We start from the raw sequence: 14,976 nt of genomic DNA on the forward strand, positions 1-14,976 counted from the left end.
GTGGCCGGCATGCAACGGATCCTGGATCGTCTTGTCGAAGCCGGTGCCACCGGCGTACTGATGCACTACCGCGGCCAAGGCCGCGAGTGGCGCGGCTCAGCCGGGATTGCCGACCTCGAGTCCCGTCAACCGGTCGACCCCGACGGCTGGTTCCGGATCGGCAGCGTCACCAAGACCTTCACCGCGACGGTCGTCCTGTCGCTCGTCGCCGAGGGCCTGGTCGACCTCGATCAGCCCATCGAGCACTGGCTGCCCGGCGTCGTACCGTCCGGCGACGGCATCAGCGTCCGCCGTCTCCTCAACCACACGAGCGGCCTCTACAACTACACCAACGACCTCCCCGACTCGGCGCGGATCGTGCGAGAGCGCTTCGACCACTGGGAGCCGCAGCGGGCGTTGGGCCTGGCGTTCGCGCACGAGCCGCTCTTCGCGCCGGGCGCGGAGTGGTCGTACTCGAACACCAACTACACACTGCTCGGTCTGCTGATCGAGGCGGTCACCGGCGGCTCGTACGCCGCGGCTGTGCGAGCAAGGGTGCTGGAGCCCTTGGACCTCGGCCGGACCAAGGTCCCCGGCGACGAGCCAGAACTGCCCGAGCCGCATGCGCACGGCTATCTACTGGTCGACGACGAGTCCGTTGATCTGGACGAGCTGAATCCATCGCAGGCCTGGGCGGCCGGCGGACTCATCTCGACCGCCGCCGACCTCAACAAGTTCTTCGCCGAGCTGCTGGCCGGTGAGTTGCTTCCTCCGGAACAGCTCGAGTCCATGCTCACCACAGTCGGCGACTACGGCCTCGGAATCGGGCGGAGGCAGTTGGCCGACGGGACGGTGCTCTGGGGGCACAACGGCGGGATCTTCGGGTATCTGACCAGCAGCTTCCACAGCCGCGGCGCCGACCGTCAGTGCACGATGTCGCGCACGACGGTCGACGCCGGATCACCCGATGGGGACGACCTGGTGGCCGAGATCTTCCTGTCAGGGCTGGACTAGTACTGCGACCGTCCGGGCCGGGACGGTTGCCGTGCCGGTCGCCGCGGTCCAGGTGGTTTGTTTGACGGTGGCATCCGAGCCGGCGGCTTGGACGGGGGAGAGGGACAGGTTCGCCCCGGTCAGCCCCGGGAGTTGCTGGGTGACTGGTGAGCCGGTGGTGTTGAAGACGACGACCAGGCCCTTCAAAGCCGGGTCGACGTTCGGGCCGACGGTGTCGTCGATGCGCATGACGACCACGCCCGGCTTGGCGGCCGGGGTGCCGCTCAGCGGATAAGAGAGCTTCTGGTTGATGAGGTCCGCGGAGCCCAGCCGGAACAGCGGTGTGGAGAAGCGGAGTTTCAAGAGATCAGCCGCGGCCGCGCTGGCCGTGGTCACGTCGGCCTGGGAAGGCTTCAGTGCGGGGTTGGCCAGGAGCGGCTTCATGAAGGGCCACTTGGCTTCGTTGTCCGCCTTCGGGGGCAGGCCGTGGCCGAAGCCGTTGTCCGCGCCCGTCCAGTCGAGGGTGTTGAACCAGTCGCCCGAGTCGTAGGAGTTGCGGTCGAGCGACTTGCTGCGCAGCAGGTCCGCGCCCGCATGCCAGAACGACGGTGTCTGGGCCAACGCGGTCGTTGCCAGCGACAACGTGTTCATCCGGACCCGGTCGGCCATCGGCAGCGTCGCGGGCAGCTTGTAGGTTAGCGAGTCCCACAACGTTTCGTTGTCATGGGCATCGACATAGCTGATCACCTCGACCGGCTGATCGGCGTACCCGGCGGGTGAGCCGTTGTAGTCCACCCCATCACCCCGTACTTCGGTCCCGCTGTCGGCCGAGCGGAAGGTGAACGACCGGAGGTTGCCCGCCAGCCCGAGCTGGACCAGGTCGGTGTCATGCGCGAGGCGCTTGGCCTGCTCGGCCGGTGTGCCGTTGATCGGAGCGCCGTTCGGGTCGCTCGCCGCACCGGAGCCGAAGCCCTGCACCCGTGGGTCGTCGTCGAACGGGCCGCCACCGCGGACCGCGTCGCGCATCCGGTCGGAGAAGGTGCCGATCCCGGTACCACCGAGGTTGCCCTGCGACGCCTGCACGAAGAGCGCGTTGTTCGCGACCTCGCCAAAGTTCCAGCCCTCGCCGTACAGGTAAATCTTCTTGCCGTCGACTCCGTCCTTGGCCAGGGTCAGCTTGTCCAGGGCCGCTCGGACGTTGAGCAGATTCGCCTTGCTGTGGTGGCCCATCAGGTCGAAGCGGAAGCCGTCGACGTGGTAGTTGCGGGCCCAGCTCACGGTGCTGTCCACCATGATCTTCTCCGCCATCGCGTGCTCGGTGGCGATGTTGCTGCAGCACGTCGACGTCTCCACGCCACCGGTCTTGTTCAGCCGCTGGTAGTAGCCAGGGACCACCTTGTCCAAGATGGACGTCGGCGCCTGACCGGCGGCCGGCGTGTGGTTGTAGACCTGATCAAGCACCACGCGCAGCCCGGACTTGTGCAGCCCGCCGACCATCGTCCGGAACTCGGAGACTCGCGAGATCCCGTCCTTCGCCGTCGCGTACGACCCCTCGGGCGCGAGCCAGTGGTACGGGTCGTAGCCCCAGTTGAATCCGTCCTTCGCGGCGACAGCGGTCACACACGCCTGCTGCTGGTCCGAGTCGGCCGGATAGGACTTGAGGTCGCAGGCCGGCGTCTGCTGCCCGGTCTCGGGGATCGAGGCGATGTCGAACGTCGGCAGCAGGTGCACCGTGTTCAACCCGGCCCGGGCGAGCGACCGGAGGTGCTTGGTGCCGTCACCTTCGTCCGCGAACGCCAGGTACGTCCCGCGATGAGCCGCCGGCACGGACGTGTCGTTGATCGAGAAGTCCCGCACGTGCAGCTCGTAGATCGTCGAGTCGACCGCCCGGGCCAGCTTCGGCGACGGCGTACTGGTCCACAGCGCAGGCTTGCCTGCCTGAGCTTCGAGATTCACCGCCACCGAGTACTCCGAATCGGTGCTGAGCGCAACGGAGTACGGATCGGTGACGACGTTCGTCTCCACCTTGCCCGTGCTTGGCGCATACACCTGCACCTCGAACCGGTAGAGCGAGTTCTCCCAGGTCCGCCGCCCGTCAGCGGTCCACGAACCATCCGTGTTGCGCTGCATCGCGATCCGCTGGGACCCGAGCAGCAGCGTCACGTTCTGCGCCGTCGGAGCCCACAGGTTGAACTGCGGAGTTCCACCCCGCCAGACCACGCCGTACGAGCGGTCCGCCGCAGCGCCGTACAGATCATCCAGTACTCCGGGGATCTGCACGCCCGTTGCGTCGAGCAACCGTCCGGCATCGTCGTACTGCGCCAGCCCGAGCTGCCCGGTGAGGATCTTCTTCGCGTCGCCGTGATCCAACCTCAGTGCGACGTACCCGGCCAGCGCTGGGAACTTCGCGAGCACCTTCGGGGGAATGCCCTTGGCGTCGACAGTCAGTCCGGCAGAGGTGCCGCCGATGTCGTCGGCGTCCACCGCGAGCGACCCGGTAGGCGACCAGTGCAGCCGCCAGCGCGACCGCTCCGGGTGTGCGACCGGCGGTACCGCGAGCAGGTTCTTGCCGAGCCAGTACGCTTTGGCCTGCTTGAGATCCGGCTGCGCGCCGGGCTTGGAGGTCGTCACCGTGAGCACGTGGGTCGCGAGGACGTACGAGAACGTGACGACCAGTCCGTCGCCGGGAACGGTGATCGGGATGTTGGCTCCGGTCGGGCTGCCCCCGGCGCCGTAGCTCTCGTCCCACGAAAGGCCGTGTGCGACCTTGGCCTCATAGCTGCCTGCTCCGATCTTGCTCGTCGACCAGGTGAAGGTACCGTCGCCGTCCTGATCGGTCAGCCAGGGACGCATGCAGTCCGGCGACCAGTCGGCCGGGCAGCCGAGCTCGGACTGGAACGACCCCGGCACGGTGACGATCGGGCCTTCGGCGGTCGAGGTGACGAAATGCCGTCCGTGCTCGTAGTAGAAGGTGACCGGGGTCGCCGGGGCGGTGTAGGAGATGTTGCCGCCATTGAGATTGCCGCCGGCGCCGTAGTTCTCGTCCCACGTCTTGTTGATGGCTGCCTTGTACGCGTGCTCGCCGGCCGGGATCGTGTAGGTGCCCTTCCAGACCTGGTCCTTCGGGTCCAGCGTCAGTTGCGCCTGGTCGCAGTCGGGCGACCAGTCCGCGGCACAACCCATCTCGCTGTTGTGATCACCCGGCACGCTGACGTTGGCCGGCTGCGACACGGGGTCCTGGCCGCCTCCACCGCTCGGCGGCGCTGGGGCGTCCCCGACGATTCCGTACGAGCCTGACACCGAGTAGTTGCCCGAGGCGTCCTTCAGGACTGCCCGGTACTCGAGCATGGTGCCCTTGGGGAGCTTGCTGACGTCGTGGAACACCCGGTACGGCGCGTTGTCGTCGGTCCCGAGGCGCTGCCAAGCCGTAGTACCGACTGGGCGGTAGCCGAAGGTCACCGTGACCGGGGTGTTCGCCGGGACGGCCGCTGCGATCTCTGCGCGGCCGCTGACCACTGCACCCGGCTCAGGCGAGCTCATGTACACCGGGGGAGCTGCGTGCCGGCGGGGGAGCTGCTCGGTCGCCTTGTAGACGTAGACCGACAGCGGAGGCACCGTAGCGACTACACGGCCTTCCTCATCGGCCCGGAGCTGCTGGCCGCCACCGTAGATCCACCTGAAGCGGCCGTTCTCCATGTACGTCGGGATCGTCGCCGTCTTAGCCGTCGTGGCGTTGTTGGCGATCACCAGGTACTCCGTGTTGTCCTTCCCGAACCGGCTGAAGGCGTAGAGCCCGCCGGTGTTGGAGGAGTAGCGGTGTACCTGGGTACCGTCGGCCAGCGTCGGGTACTTCGCCCGCAGCTCGGCCAGCCCCGCGATGTGCTTGTACATCGGGGAGTTGGTGTTGAAGCTGTCCTTGCTGCCGATCGTGGAGGTACCGGTGCCGTCCACGACCTCGTCGTCGGTGTAGTCGGCGGTCTTGGTCGCGAACATGTCCTGCCGCGCGTCCTTGTCGCCGCCCGGACCGGTGAAGCCCTGCTCGTCGCCGTAGTAGATCACCGGCTGGCCGCGGGTGAGGTACATCAGCGAGTGGGCCAGCTCGTCGCGCTTGAGGAGTTCGTTGCCATTGGCACCGGATTGCTTGATGAAGGTACCGACCCGGCCCATGTCGTGGTTGCCGAGGAAGGTCGGCAGTTGGTAGGCGTTCGAGTCGGCGTCGGTGTAGTAGTCGTCGTTCGCGTAGAGGTCGCGCAGCTTCGTGCTCGGGTCGCCCTTCGCGAAGGCGACCGCGTTCTGCTGGAACCCGAAGTCGAGGGTCGCCTGCAGCGCGCCGGCCGTCGTGTACGTCGACATGAACTTCGGATCGGCGTCGTAGACCTCGCCGAACATGAAGAAGTTCTTGGTGCCCTTCGCCTTGGCCGCCTCGAGGATCTTCGGCGAGAACTTCTGCCAGAACTCCAGGTTGACGTGCTTGACGGTGTCGATCCGGAAGCCGTCGATGCCCAGCTCGGCCCAGGTCTTGTAGACGTCGATCATCCCGTCGCGAACCTTCGGCTGCTCGGTGAACAGGTCGTCCAGCCCGACGAAGTCGCCGTACTCCGCGGACTCGCCGGCGAAGGTCGAGTCGCCGCGGTTGTGGTAGAGCGTGGGGTCGTTCAGCCAGGCCGGCTGCTTGACCGTCGCGTCCGCCGGGGTCTTGAAGATCGGCACGTTCGGGAAGGACGTCTGTGCGTCCAGCGGCGGGAAAGTGTCGGTGCCGGCGTACAGCTTGTCGTCGAAGACGTTGCCATTGGCATCCTTGTAGGGCGACGTCGACTTCGGGATGTAGCCGTACTGGCCGGACTGGTAGGCGATCACGTCGGCGGTGTGGTTGGTGATGATGTCGAAGAAGACCTTCATCCCCTTCTTGTGCGCCAGCGTGATCAGCTGCTGCATGTCGGCGTTGGTGCCGAGGTGCGGGTCGATCTGGGTGAAGTCGGTGATCCAGTAGCCGTGGTAGCCGGCGCTCACGTTCGCGCCCTCGCCCTGGACCGGCCGGTTCTTGAACGACGGGGTCAGCCAGATGGACGTCGTACCGAGGGACTTGATGTAGTCGAGCTTCTGCATCACGCCGGCCAGGTCGCCACCGTGGTAGAAACCCTTGTCCGTCGGGTCCAGGCCCGTGGTCAGCCGATCGCCGGTGAGGCCGCCGGAGTCGTTCGCCTTGTTGCCGTTCGCGAACCGGTCGGCCATCAGGAAGTAGAAGCGTTCCTTGGTGAGGTCCTGCCGCAGACTCGGCGACGCCAGCGCCTTATCGGCAGCCGTGACTGCAGAGCCGGCCAGCACGACAGGCTTCATCGAGACGACGTGGCTCGTGTCGTCGTAGCTGAACTCGACCTTGGCGGGCCCTTCCAGCCGCAGCGGGATGTTGGCGCCGTTGAGCACGCCGCCGGCGCCGTAGTTCTCGTCCCAGGCACCGTTGACGGTCACCTTGAACTCGTAGCTGCCTGCCGGGACGTCGAACACCTTCGTGTACGGCGCGGCGACTCCCAGACTGGTCGCGGCACAGCCCGGATCCCAGTCGCCTGGACAGCCCAGCTCGCTCTGCAGGGAACCGGCGACCGTGATCACCCGTTGCGCCTGTGCCGTCGCCTGTTGTGTCGCCGTCTGATGTGCAGTCGCGGTCGACGCTGTCCCCAGCCCCAGCGCGATCACCGCCGCCACTGTCACGCCTGCAGTCCATCGCCTGAAACCACGCATGTCGGTCCCCTCCCACGCCCATTGCGACCTGCCGGGGACGCTAACTCGCTCCCCAGCCCGAAGGAAGGCCTGGAAGGTCGCGGTCAGGTGACGAGGGCGGGGAGGGTTTCCTCGATCGGGGTGGTGAGGACGGCGGTGGCCTCTTCGTCGTACGGGGTGGGCTCGGCGTTGAGGATGATCAGGGGAATGCCTGCGCGGAGGGCCAGGTCGCAGAAGCCGGCGGCTGGGTAGACCTGCAGGGAGGTACCGATGGCCAGGAAGAGGTCGGCGGTTCGGGCGGCTGTCGAGGCGGCGTCGAGGACCGATTGGTCCAGGGACTGGCCGAAGGAGATGGTGGCGGATTTGAGGATGCCGCCACAGGCCTCGCAGGACGGATCGGGGTCGCCTGCCTCGAGGCGGGGGAGGACGTCGGCCATGGGGATGCGTCGTGCGCAGGTTAGGCAGCCGACGTACCAGACGGTGCCGTGGAGTTCGTGGACGGTTTTGGAGCCGGCCTTTTGGTGCAGGCCGTCGACGTTCTGGGTGATCAGGCCGGTGAGGCGGCCCTGGCGTTCGAGGTCGACCAGGGCGCGGTGGCCGGCGTTGGGCTCGGCGTCCCAGGCGGCGGCCATCCGGCGGAACTTCCACGCCTCGGCCCGGACCTCGGTCGAGGCGACGTACTCGTCGATGTCGAACATCGCCTGCGCGGCCGGATTCTTCGTCCACAGGCCCTGCGGACCGCGGAAGTCCGGGATTCCGGAGGCGGTGGAGATACCGGCACCGGTCAGTACGGCGATCCGCTGAGCCTTCGAGACGAGATCGGTCACGCCCCCGAAGGTAGCGCCTTCCAGTCGGGAGCCACTACCGCCATCACGATCTCGTCGACCCACTCACCGTCCCAGCGCAGAGCGTCACGCTTGACGCCCTCGGTGACGAAACCAGCCTTCTCGTACGCCCGCTGAGCCCGCGGATTGAAGGAATACACGCCGAGCTCGATCCGATGCAGCCCGAGCTTCTCGATCCCGTACCCGACGATCAGCCGGGTCGCCTCGGTGCCCAGCCCGCGCCCCTGTCCCGCCGGTCCGATCAGGATCCGGAAGTTGCAGCTCTCATCCCCCGGACTCCACTCATTGAGCACCGCCTCGCCGACGACGGTGTTGCTCGCCCGATCGACGATCGCCAGATCCAGCCGATCCGTCTGCTCGCCCCTGGTCCGGTACCACTTCCGCGCCGCCTCTTCCCCGATCTCCCCACGACTCCCGGTGAACCGCACCACCTCGGGATCGTCCATCGCAATCTGCATCGCCGGGTAGTCGTCCTCAGTCACCGGCCGCAGCTCGACCAGCTCACCAGTCAGCGTCGGCTTGAAGGAAAAGTCACTCATGCCCGGAAGCTTGCCCGGCCCGAAAAGGATGGCCAACCCATTTCCCCAAGCCCTACCCTGCGCCATGACAGCTTTCGGGGCGCGACTACTCACAGCCGTCCTGCTGCTGTCCCTCGTCGCCTGCGATCCCGATCCCACGATCCCGCGATCGGATCAGGCCCAGCGGTCGAGCCCTACGCCGACGCTGCCAGTGATGTCTGGGACCGCACCGGCGACAGGTGGAGCGGCGATCCCCGCGGCGTCCGGTACGGCGAGCTGTGCCGACCCCAAGGGTGAGGTGAAGGGCGTCGACCTCACCTCGGTCCGGATCAGCGGGGACGGCCACCGGCTGACGATCGTCTTCCAGCTCGCGCGTGCGCTACCGGCGAACGGCTATCTGAGCCTCGCGGCCACCGGGTCCGCTGATCTGTCGGCCATCTACTTTCTGAGCCCGGACAAGTCCGGAAAGCTCAAGCAGTTCTACTGGGACTTCAACCAGCCGCCCGTCTATGTGAACGACTTCCGGATCGTCGGCCCGACGATCACGCTGGTCTTCCCGGCCGAATCGATCAAGGGATTTCCGGTCCGCTGGGTCTGGCACGCGGCGGTCGGAGTCGTCCGAGCGGACTCAAGCAGAGTCGAGACCGACGCGTGCCCGGACGTCTCGAAGCAGATCGGGCTGAACAAGTTTCCCGGGTGAGGTCAGCTCAGGCGGCGTACGACGTACTTGTCGCCGGCCGCTGAGACGAGTTCCTGGGCGCGCATCCGGCACCAGGCGGGGATGTCGGTGGCGGCGGCTGGGTCGTCGGCCAGGACGGTGATGGTGTCGCCGATCTGGACGCTGGGGAACGCCTGGGCGAGCTTGATCACGGGGAGTGGGCAGAGCATGCCGCGGCAGTCGAGCGTCACATGCCCACCTCGGCTCGGATGCGGCTCACGATGCCGGGGAGCACAGTGGCGAAGCGGTCGACCTCGTCGTGGGTGCTGGTGCGTCCCAGGGAGATACGGACGTTGCCGTGGGTGAGGACGCCCATTGCCGCCAGTACGTGGGACGGGCGGAGCGTGCTCGCAGTACAGGCTGAGCCGCTCGACACGGAGAAGCCCTCGGCGTCCAGGGCGGTGACCAGCGCCTCGCCGTCGACGTACAGGCAGGAGAAGGTCAGTACGTGCGGCAGCCGGTCGTCCGGGTCGCCGACCACCTCGACATCGGTGATGTCTGCCGCGACCCGGTGGCGCAGCTCGTCGATCCACGCGCGGTGCTGCTTGTTGAGCTCAGCGGCCTCCAGTAGGCGTGCCTGCAGAGCTGCTGCGGCCGCTAGAGCAGCAGGGACGTTCGGGTGGCCGGGGGAGAGGCCGTCCTCCCGCTCATCCACCGGCCAGGCCGGAGCGAGCCGCGTGCCTTTCCGCACTGCGAGCAACCCCACACCCGCCGGCCCGCCCCACTTGTACGCACTCGCTGTCAGTGCGGACCACCCAGCCGGTACTACGTCATGCGCGACCGAGGCCGCCGCGTCGACGAACAGCGGCACCCGTGCGGCTGCACACGCCTCGGCCAGCTCCCCGATCGGCTGGCGAGTGGCAACCTCATGGTTGGCCGACTGGAGAGCAGCGACGGCTACTCCCGGTTGCTGGACCGCTGCCTTGAACGCCTCCAGGTCGACCCGTCCAAGGCTGTCGACAGCCACCTCGTGCGCAGTACCGGCCGCTGCCGCCGCGTGAAGTACCGCAGAGTGCTCGACCGCAGAGTGCACGACGATGTCGCCGACCCGACGCCGGGCGGCAGTCACAGCGAGCAATCCACCATGGATCGCGGCCGTCCCCGACGTGGTGAAGAACAGCTCGTCCACCCGTACTCCGAGGCCTTCGGCCAGCACCGCGCGGGCGTTGTCGAGCAGCAGTCTGGCGGTCCGTCCCTCGTGGTGAAGCCGGGCCGGATCGGCCCACCCGGAATCCAATGCCGAGAGCAACACTTCCCGCGCTGCCGGATGTAAAGGTTCGGCTGTCGCGGCGTCCAGGTATGCACGGTTGCTCACACGGGAAACGCTAAGCCCTACCTATGCGCGGAACCGCCGGAGGTGTCCAGTAGTGTTCTGTCGTCAGTCTCACCTGGGAAGGGAAAGGCGCCCCGTGGGTTCGAACGGCACGCCCGGAGTGGTGCGCGCAGCAGGTCTGAAGAGGGCCCGCGCCGCGGTACGTCCGGCGAAGCGACGCCTGCTGGTGGCGACGTCAGTAGCGGTGGGCACGTTGGTGCTGACCGGCTGCTCGTCGGAGACCACCGAGCAGTGGAAACGACTCGGTCTGCCCCCGGGCGCATCCGACCGTACCGAGGCGATGAAGAGCCTCTGGATCGGCGCCTGGATCGCCGCTCTGATCATCGGTGTCCTCACCTGGGGCCTGATCCTGTACGCCTCGGTCCGGTACCGCCGGCGCAACGAGGACGCGCCGCGGCAGACGCGCTACAACCTGCCGCTCGAGGTGCTGTACACGCTGGCGCCGTTCGCGATCATCGGTGTGCTCTTCTTCTACACCGTCGAGCACGGCAACAAGATCACCGCGATGTCCGACAACCCGTCGCACACCATCAACGTGGTCGGCCAGCAGTGGCAGTGGACCTTCAACTACAAGGACACCGTCGACGGGCAGGAAGGCGTCTGGGAGACCGGCACGCTGGACAACCCCGCGACGCTGTGGCTGCCGGTGAACGAGTCGGTGCACTTCGACCTGACCTCGCCGGACGTCATCCACTCCTTCTGGGTGCCGGCCTTCTACTTCAAGCTCGACGTCATCCCGGGCCGGACCAACAAGCTCGAGCTGACCCCGACCAAGACCGGCACCTTCGCGGGTAAGTGCGCGGAGCTGTGCGGCCTCTACCACAGCCGGATGATCTTCACCGTCAAGGTGGTCACGGCCGAGGAGTACCAGACGCACCTCAAGGAGCTGGCCGCCAAGGGCCAGACCGGGGCGGCGACCGGTGGCCAGGACGCGACGACCATTCCCGGCACCGGGAAGCAGGAGGGCGAGAAGTGACCGACATCGCCGAGCGCACAGGCGCCATCGGTGCGGCGACCGCACTGCCCAGGCGGCGCAGCAAGGGCCAGATCGCGGTCAAGTGGCTGACCACCACCGACCACAAGCTGATCGGGCACCTGTACCTGATCACGTCGTTCGCGTTCTTCCTGATCGGCGGCGTGATGGCGCTGCTGATCCGGGCCGAGCTGGCCAAGCCGGGTCTGCAGATCGTCAACGAAGAGGTCTACAACCAGCTCTTCACCATGCACGGCACGATCATGCTGCTGCTGTTCGCGACACCGCTGTTCGTCGGTTTCGCGAACGTGATCATGCCGGTCCAGATTGGTGCTCCTGACGTTGCGTTCCCGCGGCTGAACATGTTCAGCTTCTGGCTGTTCCTGTTCGGCGGCCTGATCACGATCAGCGGCTTCTTCACGCCGGGCGGCGCGGCCGACTTCGGCTGGTTCGCCTACGCGCCGCTGTCGAACGCGGTCCGTTCGCCGGGTGTCGGCGGTGACCTGTGGATCATGGGCCTGTGGATGGCCGGTCTGGGCACCATCCTGGGTGCGGTCAACTTCGTGACGACCATCATCACGATGCGCGCCCCGGGTATGACGATGTTCCGGATGCCGATCTTCACCTGGAACATCCTGGTGACGTCGATCCTCGTTCTGATCGCCTTCCCGATCCTGGCCGGCGCGCTGCTGATGCTGGAGGCGGATCGAGCCTTGGGGGCTCACGTCTTCGACGCGGCCAATGGCGGGCCACTGCTGTGGCAACACCTGTTCTGGTTCTTCGGGCATCCCGAGGTCTACATCATCGCGCTGCCGTTCTTCGGCATCATCACCGAGATCCTGCCGGTCTTCAGCCGCAAGCCCGTCTTCGGCTACATCGGCCTGGTCGGCGCGACGCTGTGGATCGCGGTCCTCTCGGTGGCGGTGTGGGCACACCACATGTTCGTCACCGGGGCGGTGAACCTGCCGTTCTTCTCGTTCATGACGTTCCTGATCGCGGTGCCCACCGGGGTGAAGTTCTTCAACTGGATCGGCACCATGTGGGGCGGCTCGGTGTCCTTCGACACCCCGATGCTGTGGTCGGTCGGCTTCCTGACGACCTTCCTGTTCGGCGGCCTGACCGGCGTCATCCTGGCGTCGCCGGCGCTGGACTACCAGCTGTCCGACTCGTACTTCGTGGTCGCGCACTTCCACTACGTCGTGTTCGGCACCGTGGTGTTCGCGATGTTCGCGGGCTTCTACTTCTGGTGGCCCAAGATGACCGGCCGGATGCTGGACGAGAAGCTCGGCAAGCTGCACTTCTGGCTGCTGTTCATCGGCTTCCACACGACCTTCCTGGTGCAGCACTGGCTGGGTGTCGAGGGAATGCCGCGGCGCTACGCGTCGTACGGGGCGAACGAGGGCTTCACCACGCTGAACGAGGTCTCCAGCGTCGGCGCCTTCATCCTCGGCCTGTCGATGCTGCCGTTCTTCTACAACGTCTACAAGTCGCGCAAGTCGCCTCTCGTCGGCGTCGACGACCCGTGGGGCTGGGGCCGCTCGCTCGAGTGGGCGACCAGCTCCCCGCCGCCGCGGCACAACTTCGTCAGCCTGCCGCGGATCCGGTCCGAGAGCCCCGCTTTCGACCTGCACCACCCGGAGATCGCGATGGCGGAGTACCCGGACAGCGGCGCTCCCCGGGACAACCTGCTGGATGCCGGCGAGGACCAGGGCCGGGTCGAGAACCTGGAACGCAACATCGCGGCCGGCAACGGCGCGGACGGAGAGGGTAAGGCATGAAGGCGGAGGCCTGGGTCTTCGGCATCCTGACGGTGTTCGTCCTGATCGTGACGCCGATCTACTGGATCATGTCCAACGACCCCACCGGCACCACCGCACTGGTGATGACGTTCTTCCTGTCGCTGCTGGTCGCGTTCTACCTGTCGATCACCGGCCGCCGGATGGACGCCCGGCCGGAGGATCGCAAGGAAGCCGAGATCGTCGAGGGAGCCGGTGAGCTGGGCTTCTTCCCGCCGTACTCGTGGTGGCCGCTGTACTGCGCCGGCACCGTCTCGGTGATCGTGCTCGGCATCGTCTTCGGCTGGTGGCTGTTCATCGTCGGCGCCGGCATCGGCATCGTCACCCTCAGTGGCTGGGTGTTCGAGTACTACCGGGGTGACCACGCTCACTAAGTCGGCGGATTCGTAAACTTTTCCGGCTTGCCGGACGTCACCAGTACAGCGGGCCGTGGGGGCTCCGCCGTGCTGGTGACGTATGCAGTGCGTGGTTAGGACCGTCCGGCGAGCTAGGCTTCGCCTGGCGGCTGACGTTATCTCAGGGGAGCTCAGGGTGTTGAGTAGTACGGTCCGTAAGCACGGCCTCGCCGTGGCGGGGATCTGCGCGGTACTGCTGGTCGGTACTGCCTGCAGCGACACGAAGGCGGCCGATCCAGCACCGTCCGCGGGGAACACGCAGGGCAGCACGAACCCGAGCGGCGCCCCGTCGACGCCCGGCTCGAGCAGCACGCCCTCCAACGACCCGGGCGCGGCAAACGTCCAGATCGTCCCGGCCAAGGGCGCGTCCGCGGTCAAGCCCGACGCGCCGGTAACGGTGACGAGTGCCGGTGGTGAACTGTCCGACATCACGCTGAAGGACTCCGACGGCAACAAGATCGACGGCAGCCTGAACGAGGACAAGTCCGTGTGGACCGCAGAGCCCGGCCTCAAGCCGGGCGCGAAGTACACGCTGTCCGGTACGGCGAAGGGCACCGACGGCGCCACCATCCCGATCAGCTCGGACTTCAAGACGATGTCCGCGACCGGCGGCAAGCTGAAGGCCTCGGTCGCGCCGCTCGACGGTGAGACGGTCGGCGTCGCGATGCCGGTGCAGATCTTCTGGAACAACCCGGTCAAGGACAAGGCCGCGGTCGAGAAGCGCCTCAAGGTGACCACCTCGGTCCCGGTCGAGGGCACTTGGTCCTGGCAGAACAGCAAGCAGGTCAACTACCGCCCGAAGACGTACTGGCCGGCCGGCACCAAGGTCACGGTCGACATCAAGACCCAGGGCGTCAACGCCGGCGGCAACATCTGGGGTTCGGCCAGCCGCAAGATCAGCTTCACCATCGGCAAGTCGGTGGTCAGCAACGTCAACGTCAAGAAGCACTCGATGACGGTCACGATCAACGGCAAGCTGGCCCGGACGATCCCGATCACCGCGGGCAAGGACGGCTTCACCACCCGCAGCGGGGTGAAGGTCATCATGGAGAAGTTCAAGACCAAGCGGATGGACGCCGCCACCATCGGCATCAAGCCGGGCGACCCGAACTACTACAACATCAGCAACGTCCAGTGGGCCCAGCGGGTGACCAGCTCCGGCGAGTTCGTCCACGGCGCCCCCTGGTCCGGCGGCGCCCAGGGCAGCGCGAACGTCAGCCACGGCTGCGTCGGCATGAGCCTCAAGGACGCCCAGTGGTACTTCAACCAGACCCTCCGAGGCGACCCGGTCGTAGTCACCGGCACCACCCGCCACATGGAAAAGGGCAACGGCTGGACCGACTGGAACGAAACCTGGGCCCAGTACAAGGCCGGCTCCGCCCTCGCCTGAACTTCTTAACAGCAGCCGACCGATACTCCGGTCGGCTGCTGTTTGCGTTGGTACTACGCCCCCACGCCAGCGCCCGCTCGCTCCTGCGCCGCTCACTCCCGCGCCGGCTCCCACCCACCCGTGCAGGCGCTCCTACGTCGCGCGGTGGGACCACCTGGGTGGCGCACCCTGATGGGCTCCAGCAGCTCCTGAGCGCCCGGGCACGGTGTACCCCACGTCGGCCACCCCGACCCACCCGTCGCCTGCCCCAAGCCAGCGCCCGCTCGCTCCTGCGTCGCTCACTCCCGCGCCGGCTCCCACCCACCCGTGTAGGCGCTC

Annotated in this window: 11 protein-coding genes; 6 read left to right on the top strand and 5 right to left on the bottom strand. The window is 67.0% G+C overall.

Annotated features, from left to right (window positions below; genetic code table 11):
- Positions 1 to 9 precede the first annotated feature (9 nt).
- Positions 10 to 993, top strand: a complete 984-nt coding sequence (locus tag OHA70_RS27020; RefSeq protein ID WP_328322411.1) for a serine hydrolase domain-containing protein — start codon at positions 10 to 12, stop codon at positions 991 to 993.
- Here the strand turns inward: OHA70_RS27020 and pulA are convergent.
- The 3 genes from pulA to OHA70_RS27035 all read right to left on the bottom strand — a co-directional run bounded on the left by pulA (position 979) and on the right by OHA70_RS27035 (position 8,074).
- Positions 979 to 6,711 (bottom strand): pullulanase-type alpha-1,6-glucosidase, encoded by a 5,733-nt coding sequence (gene pulA, locus OHA70_RS27025; RefSeq protein ID WP_328322413.1) that lies wholly within the window; start codon positions 6,709 to 6,711, stop codon positions 979 to 981. The genes OHA70_RS27020 and pulA overlap by 15 nt on opposite strands.
- A gap of 83 nt (positions 6,712 to 6,794) precedes the next feature.
- Positions 6,795 to 7,517, bottom strand: a complete 723-nt coding sequence (locus tag OHA70_RS27030) for an SIR2 family NAD-dependent protein deacylase (protein ID WP_328322415.1) — start codon at positions 7,515 to 7,517, stop codon at positions 6,795 to 6,797.
- Positions 7,514 to 8,074 carry a GNAT family N-acetyltransferase gene (locus OHA70_RS27035; RefSeq protein ID WP_328322417.1) on the bottom strand — a complete coding sequence of 187 codons (561 nt, stop codon included), beginning with the start codon at positions 8,072 to 8,074 and terminating at the stop codon, positions 7,514 to 7,516. Before OHA70_RS27035 ends, OHA70_RS27030 begins: the two co-directional genes overlap by 4 nt.
- A 64-nt stretch (positions 8,075 to 8,138) precedes the next feature.
- On the opposite strand from OHA70_RS27035, the gene OHA70_RS27040 reads away from it, so the two are divergent.
- Positions 8,139 to 8,753 (top strand): hypothetical protein, encoded by a 615-nt coding sequence (locus tag OHA70_RS27040; protein ID WP_328322419.1) that lies wholly within the window; start codon positions 8,139 to 8,141, stop codon positions 8,751 to 8,753.
- Between the two features lie 2 nt (positions 8,754 to 8,755).
- On the opposite strand, the gene OHA70_RS27045 is transcribed toward OHA70_RS27040, so the two are convergent.
- Complete coding sequence (locus OHA70_RS27045) at positions 8,756 to 8,962, bottom strand: sulfurtransferase TusA family protein (RefSeq protein ID WP_328322421.1); 207 nt, start codon at positions 8,960 to 8,962, stop codon at positions 8,756 to 8,758.
- The gene (locus OHA70_RS27050; RefSeq protein ID WP_328322423.1) at positions 8,959 to 10,086 is read right to left on the bottom strand and encodes a cysteine desulfurase family protein; all 1,128 of its coding nucleotides are present in this window, start codon (positions 10,084 to 10,086) and stop codon (positions 8,959 to 8,961) included. Before OHA70_RS27050 ends, OHA70_RS27045 begins: the two co-directional genes overlap by 4 nt.
- Positions 10,087 to 10,180: 94 nt before the next feature.
- Here OHA70_RS27050 and ctaC point away from each other — a divergent pair, with 94 nt between their 5' ends.
- From ctaC to OHA70_RS27070, 4 genes are all read left to right on the top strand, one after another.
- Positions 10,181 to 11,080, top strand: coding sequence for an aa3-type cytochrome oxidase subunit II (ctaC, locus tag OHA70_RS27055; protein ID WP_328322425.1), 900 nt, complete (start codon positions 10,181 to 10,183; stop codon positions 11,078 to 11,080).
- Positions 11,077 to 12,855 (top strand): aa3-type cytochrome oxidase subunit I, encoded by a 1,779-nt coding sequence (gene ctaD / locus OHA70_RS27060; protein WP_442913846.1) that lies wholly within the window; start codon positions 11,077 to 11,079, stop codon positions 12,853 to 12,855. The genes ctaC and ctaD overlap by 4 nt, the downstream gene beginning before the upstream one ends.
- On the top strand, positions 12,852 to 13,247 hold the full coding sequence (locus tag OHA70_RS27065; protein ID WP_328322427.1) for a cytochrome c oxidase subunit 4: 396 nt from the start codon (positions 12,852 to 12,854) through the stop codon (positions 13,245 to 13,247). The genes ctaD and OHA70_RS27065 overlap by 4 nt, the downstream gene beginning before the upstream one ends.
- Positions 13,248 to 13,404: 157 nt before the next feature.
- A complete protein-coding gene (locus OHA70_RS27070; protein WP_328322429.1) occupies positions 13,405 to 14,658 on the top strand; it encodes a L,D-transpeptidase in 1,254 nt (417 codons plus the stop codon).
- The last annotated feature ends 318 nt before the right edge of the window (positions 14,659 to 14,976 follow it).

Origin of the sequence: Kribbella sp. NBC_00382, assembly GCF_036067295.1 — a bacterium.
Taxonomy (GTDB): Bacteria; Actinomycetota; Actinomycetes; order Propionibacteriales; family Kribbellaceae; genus Kribbella.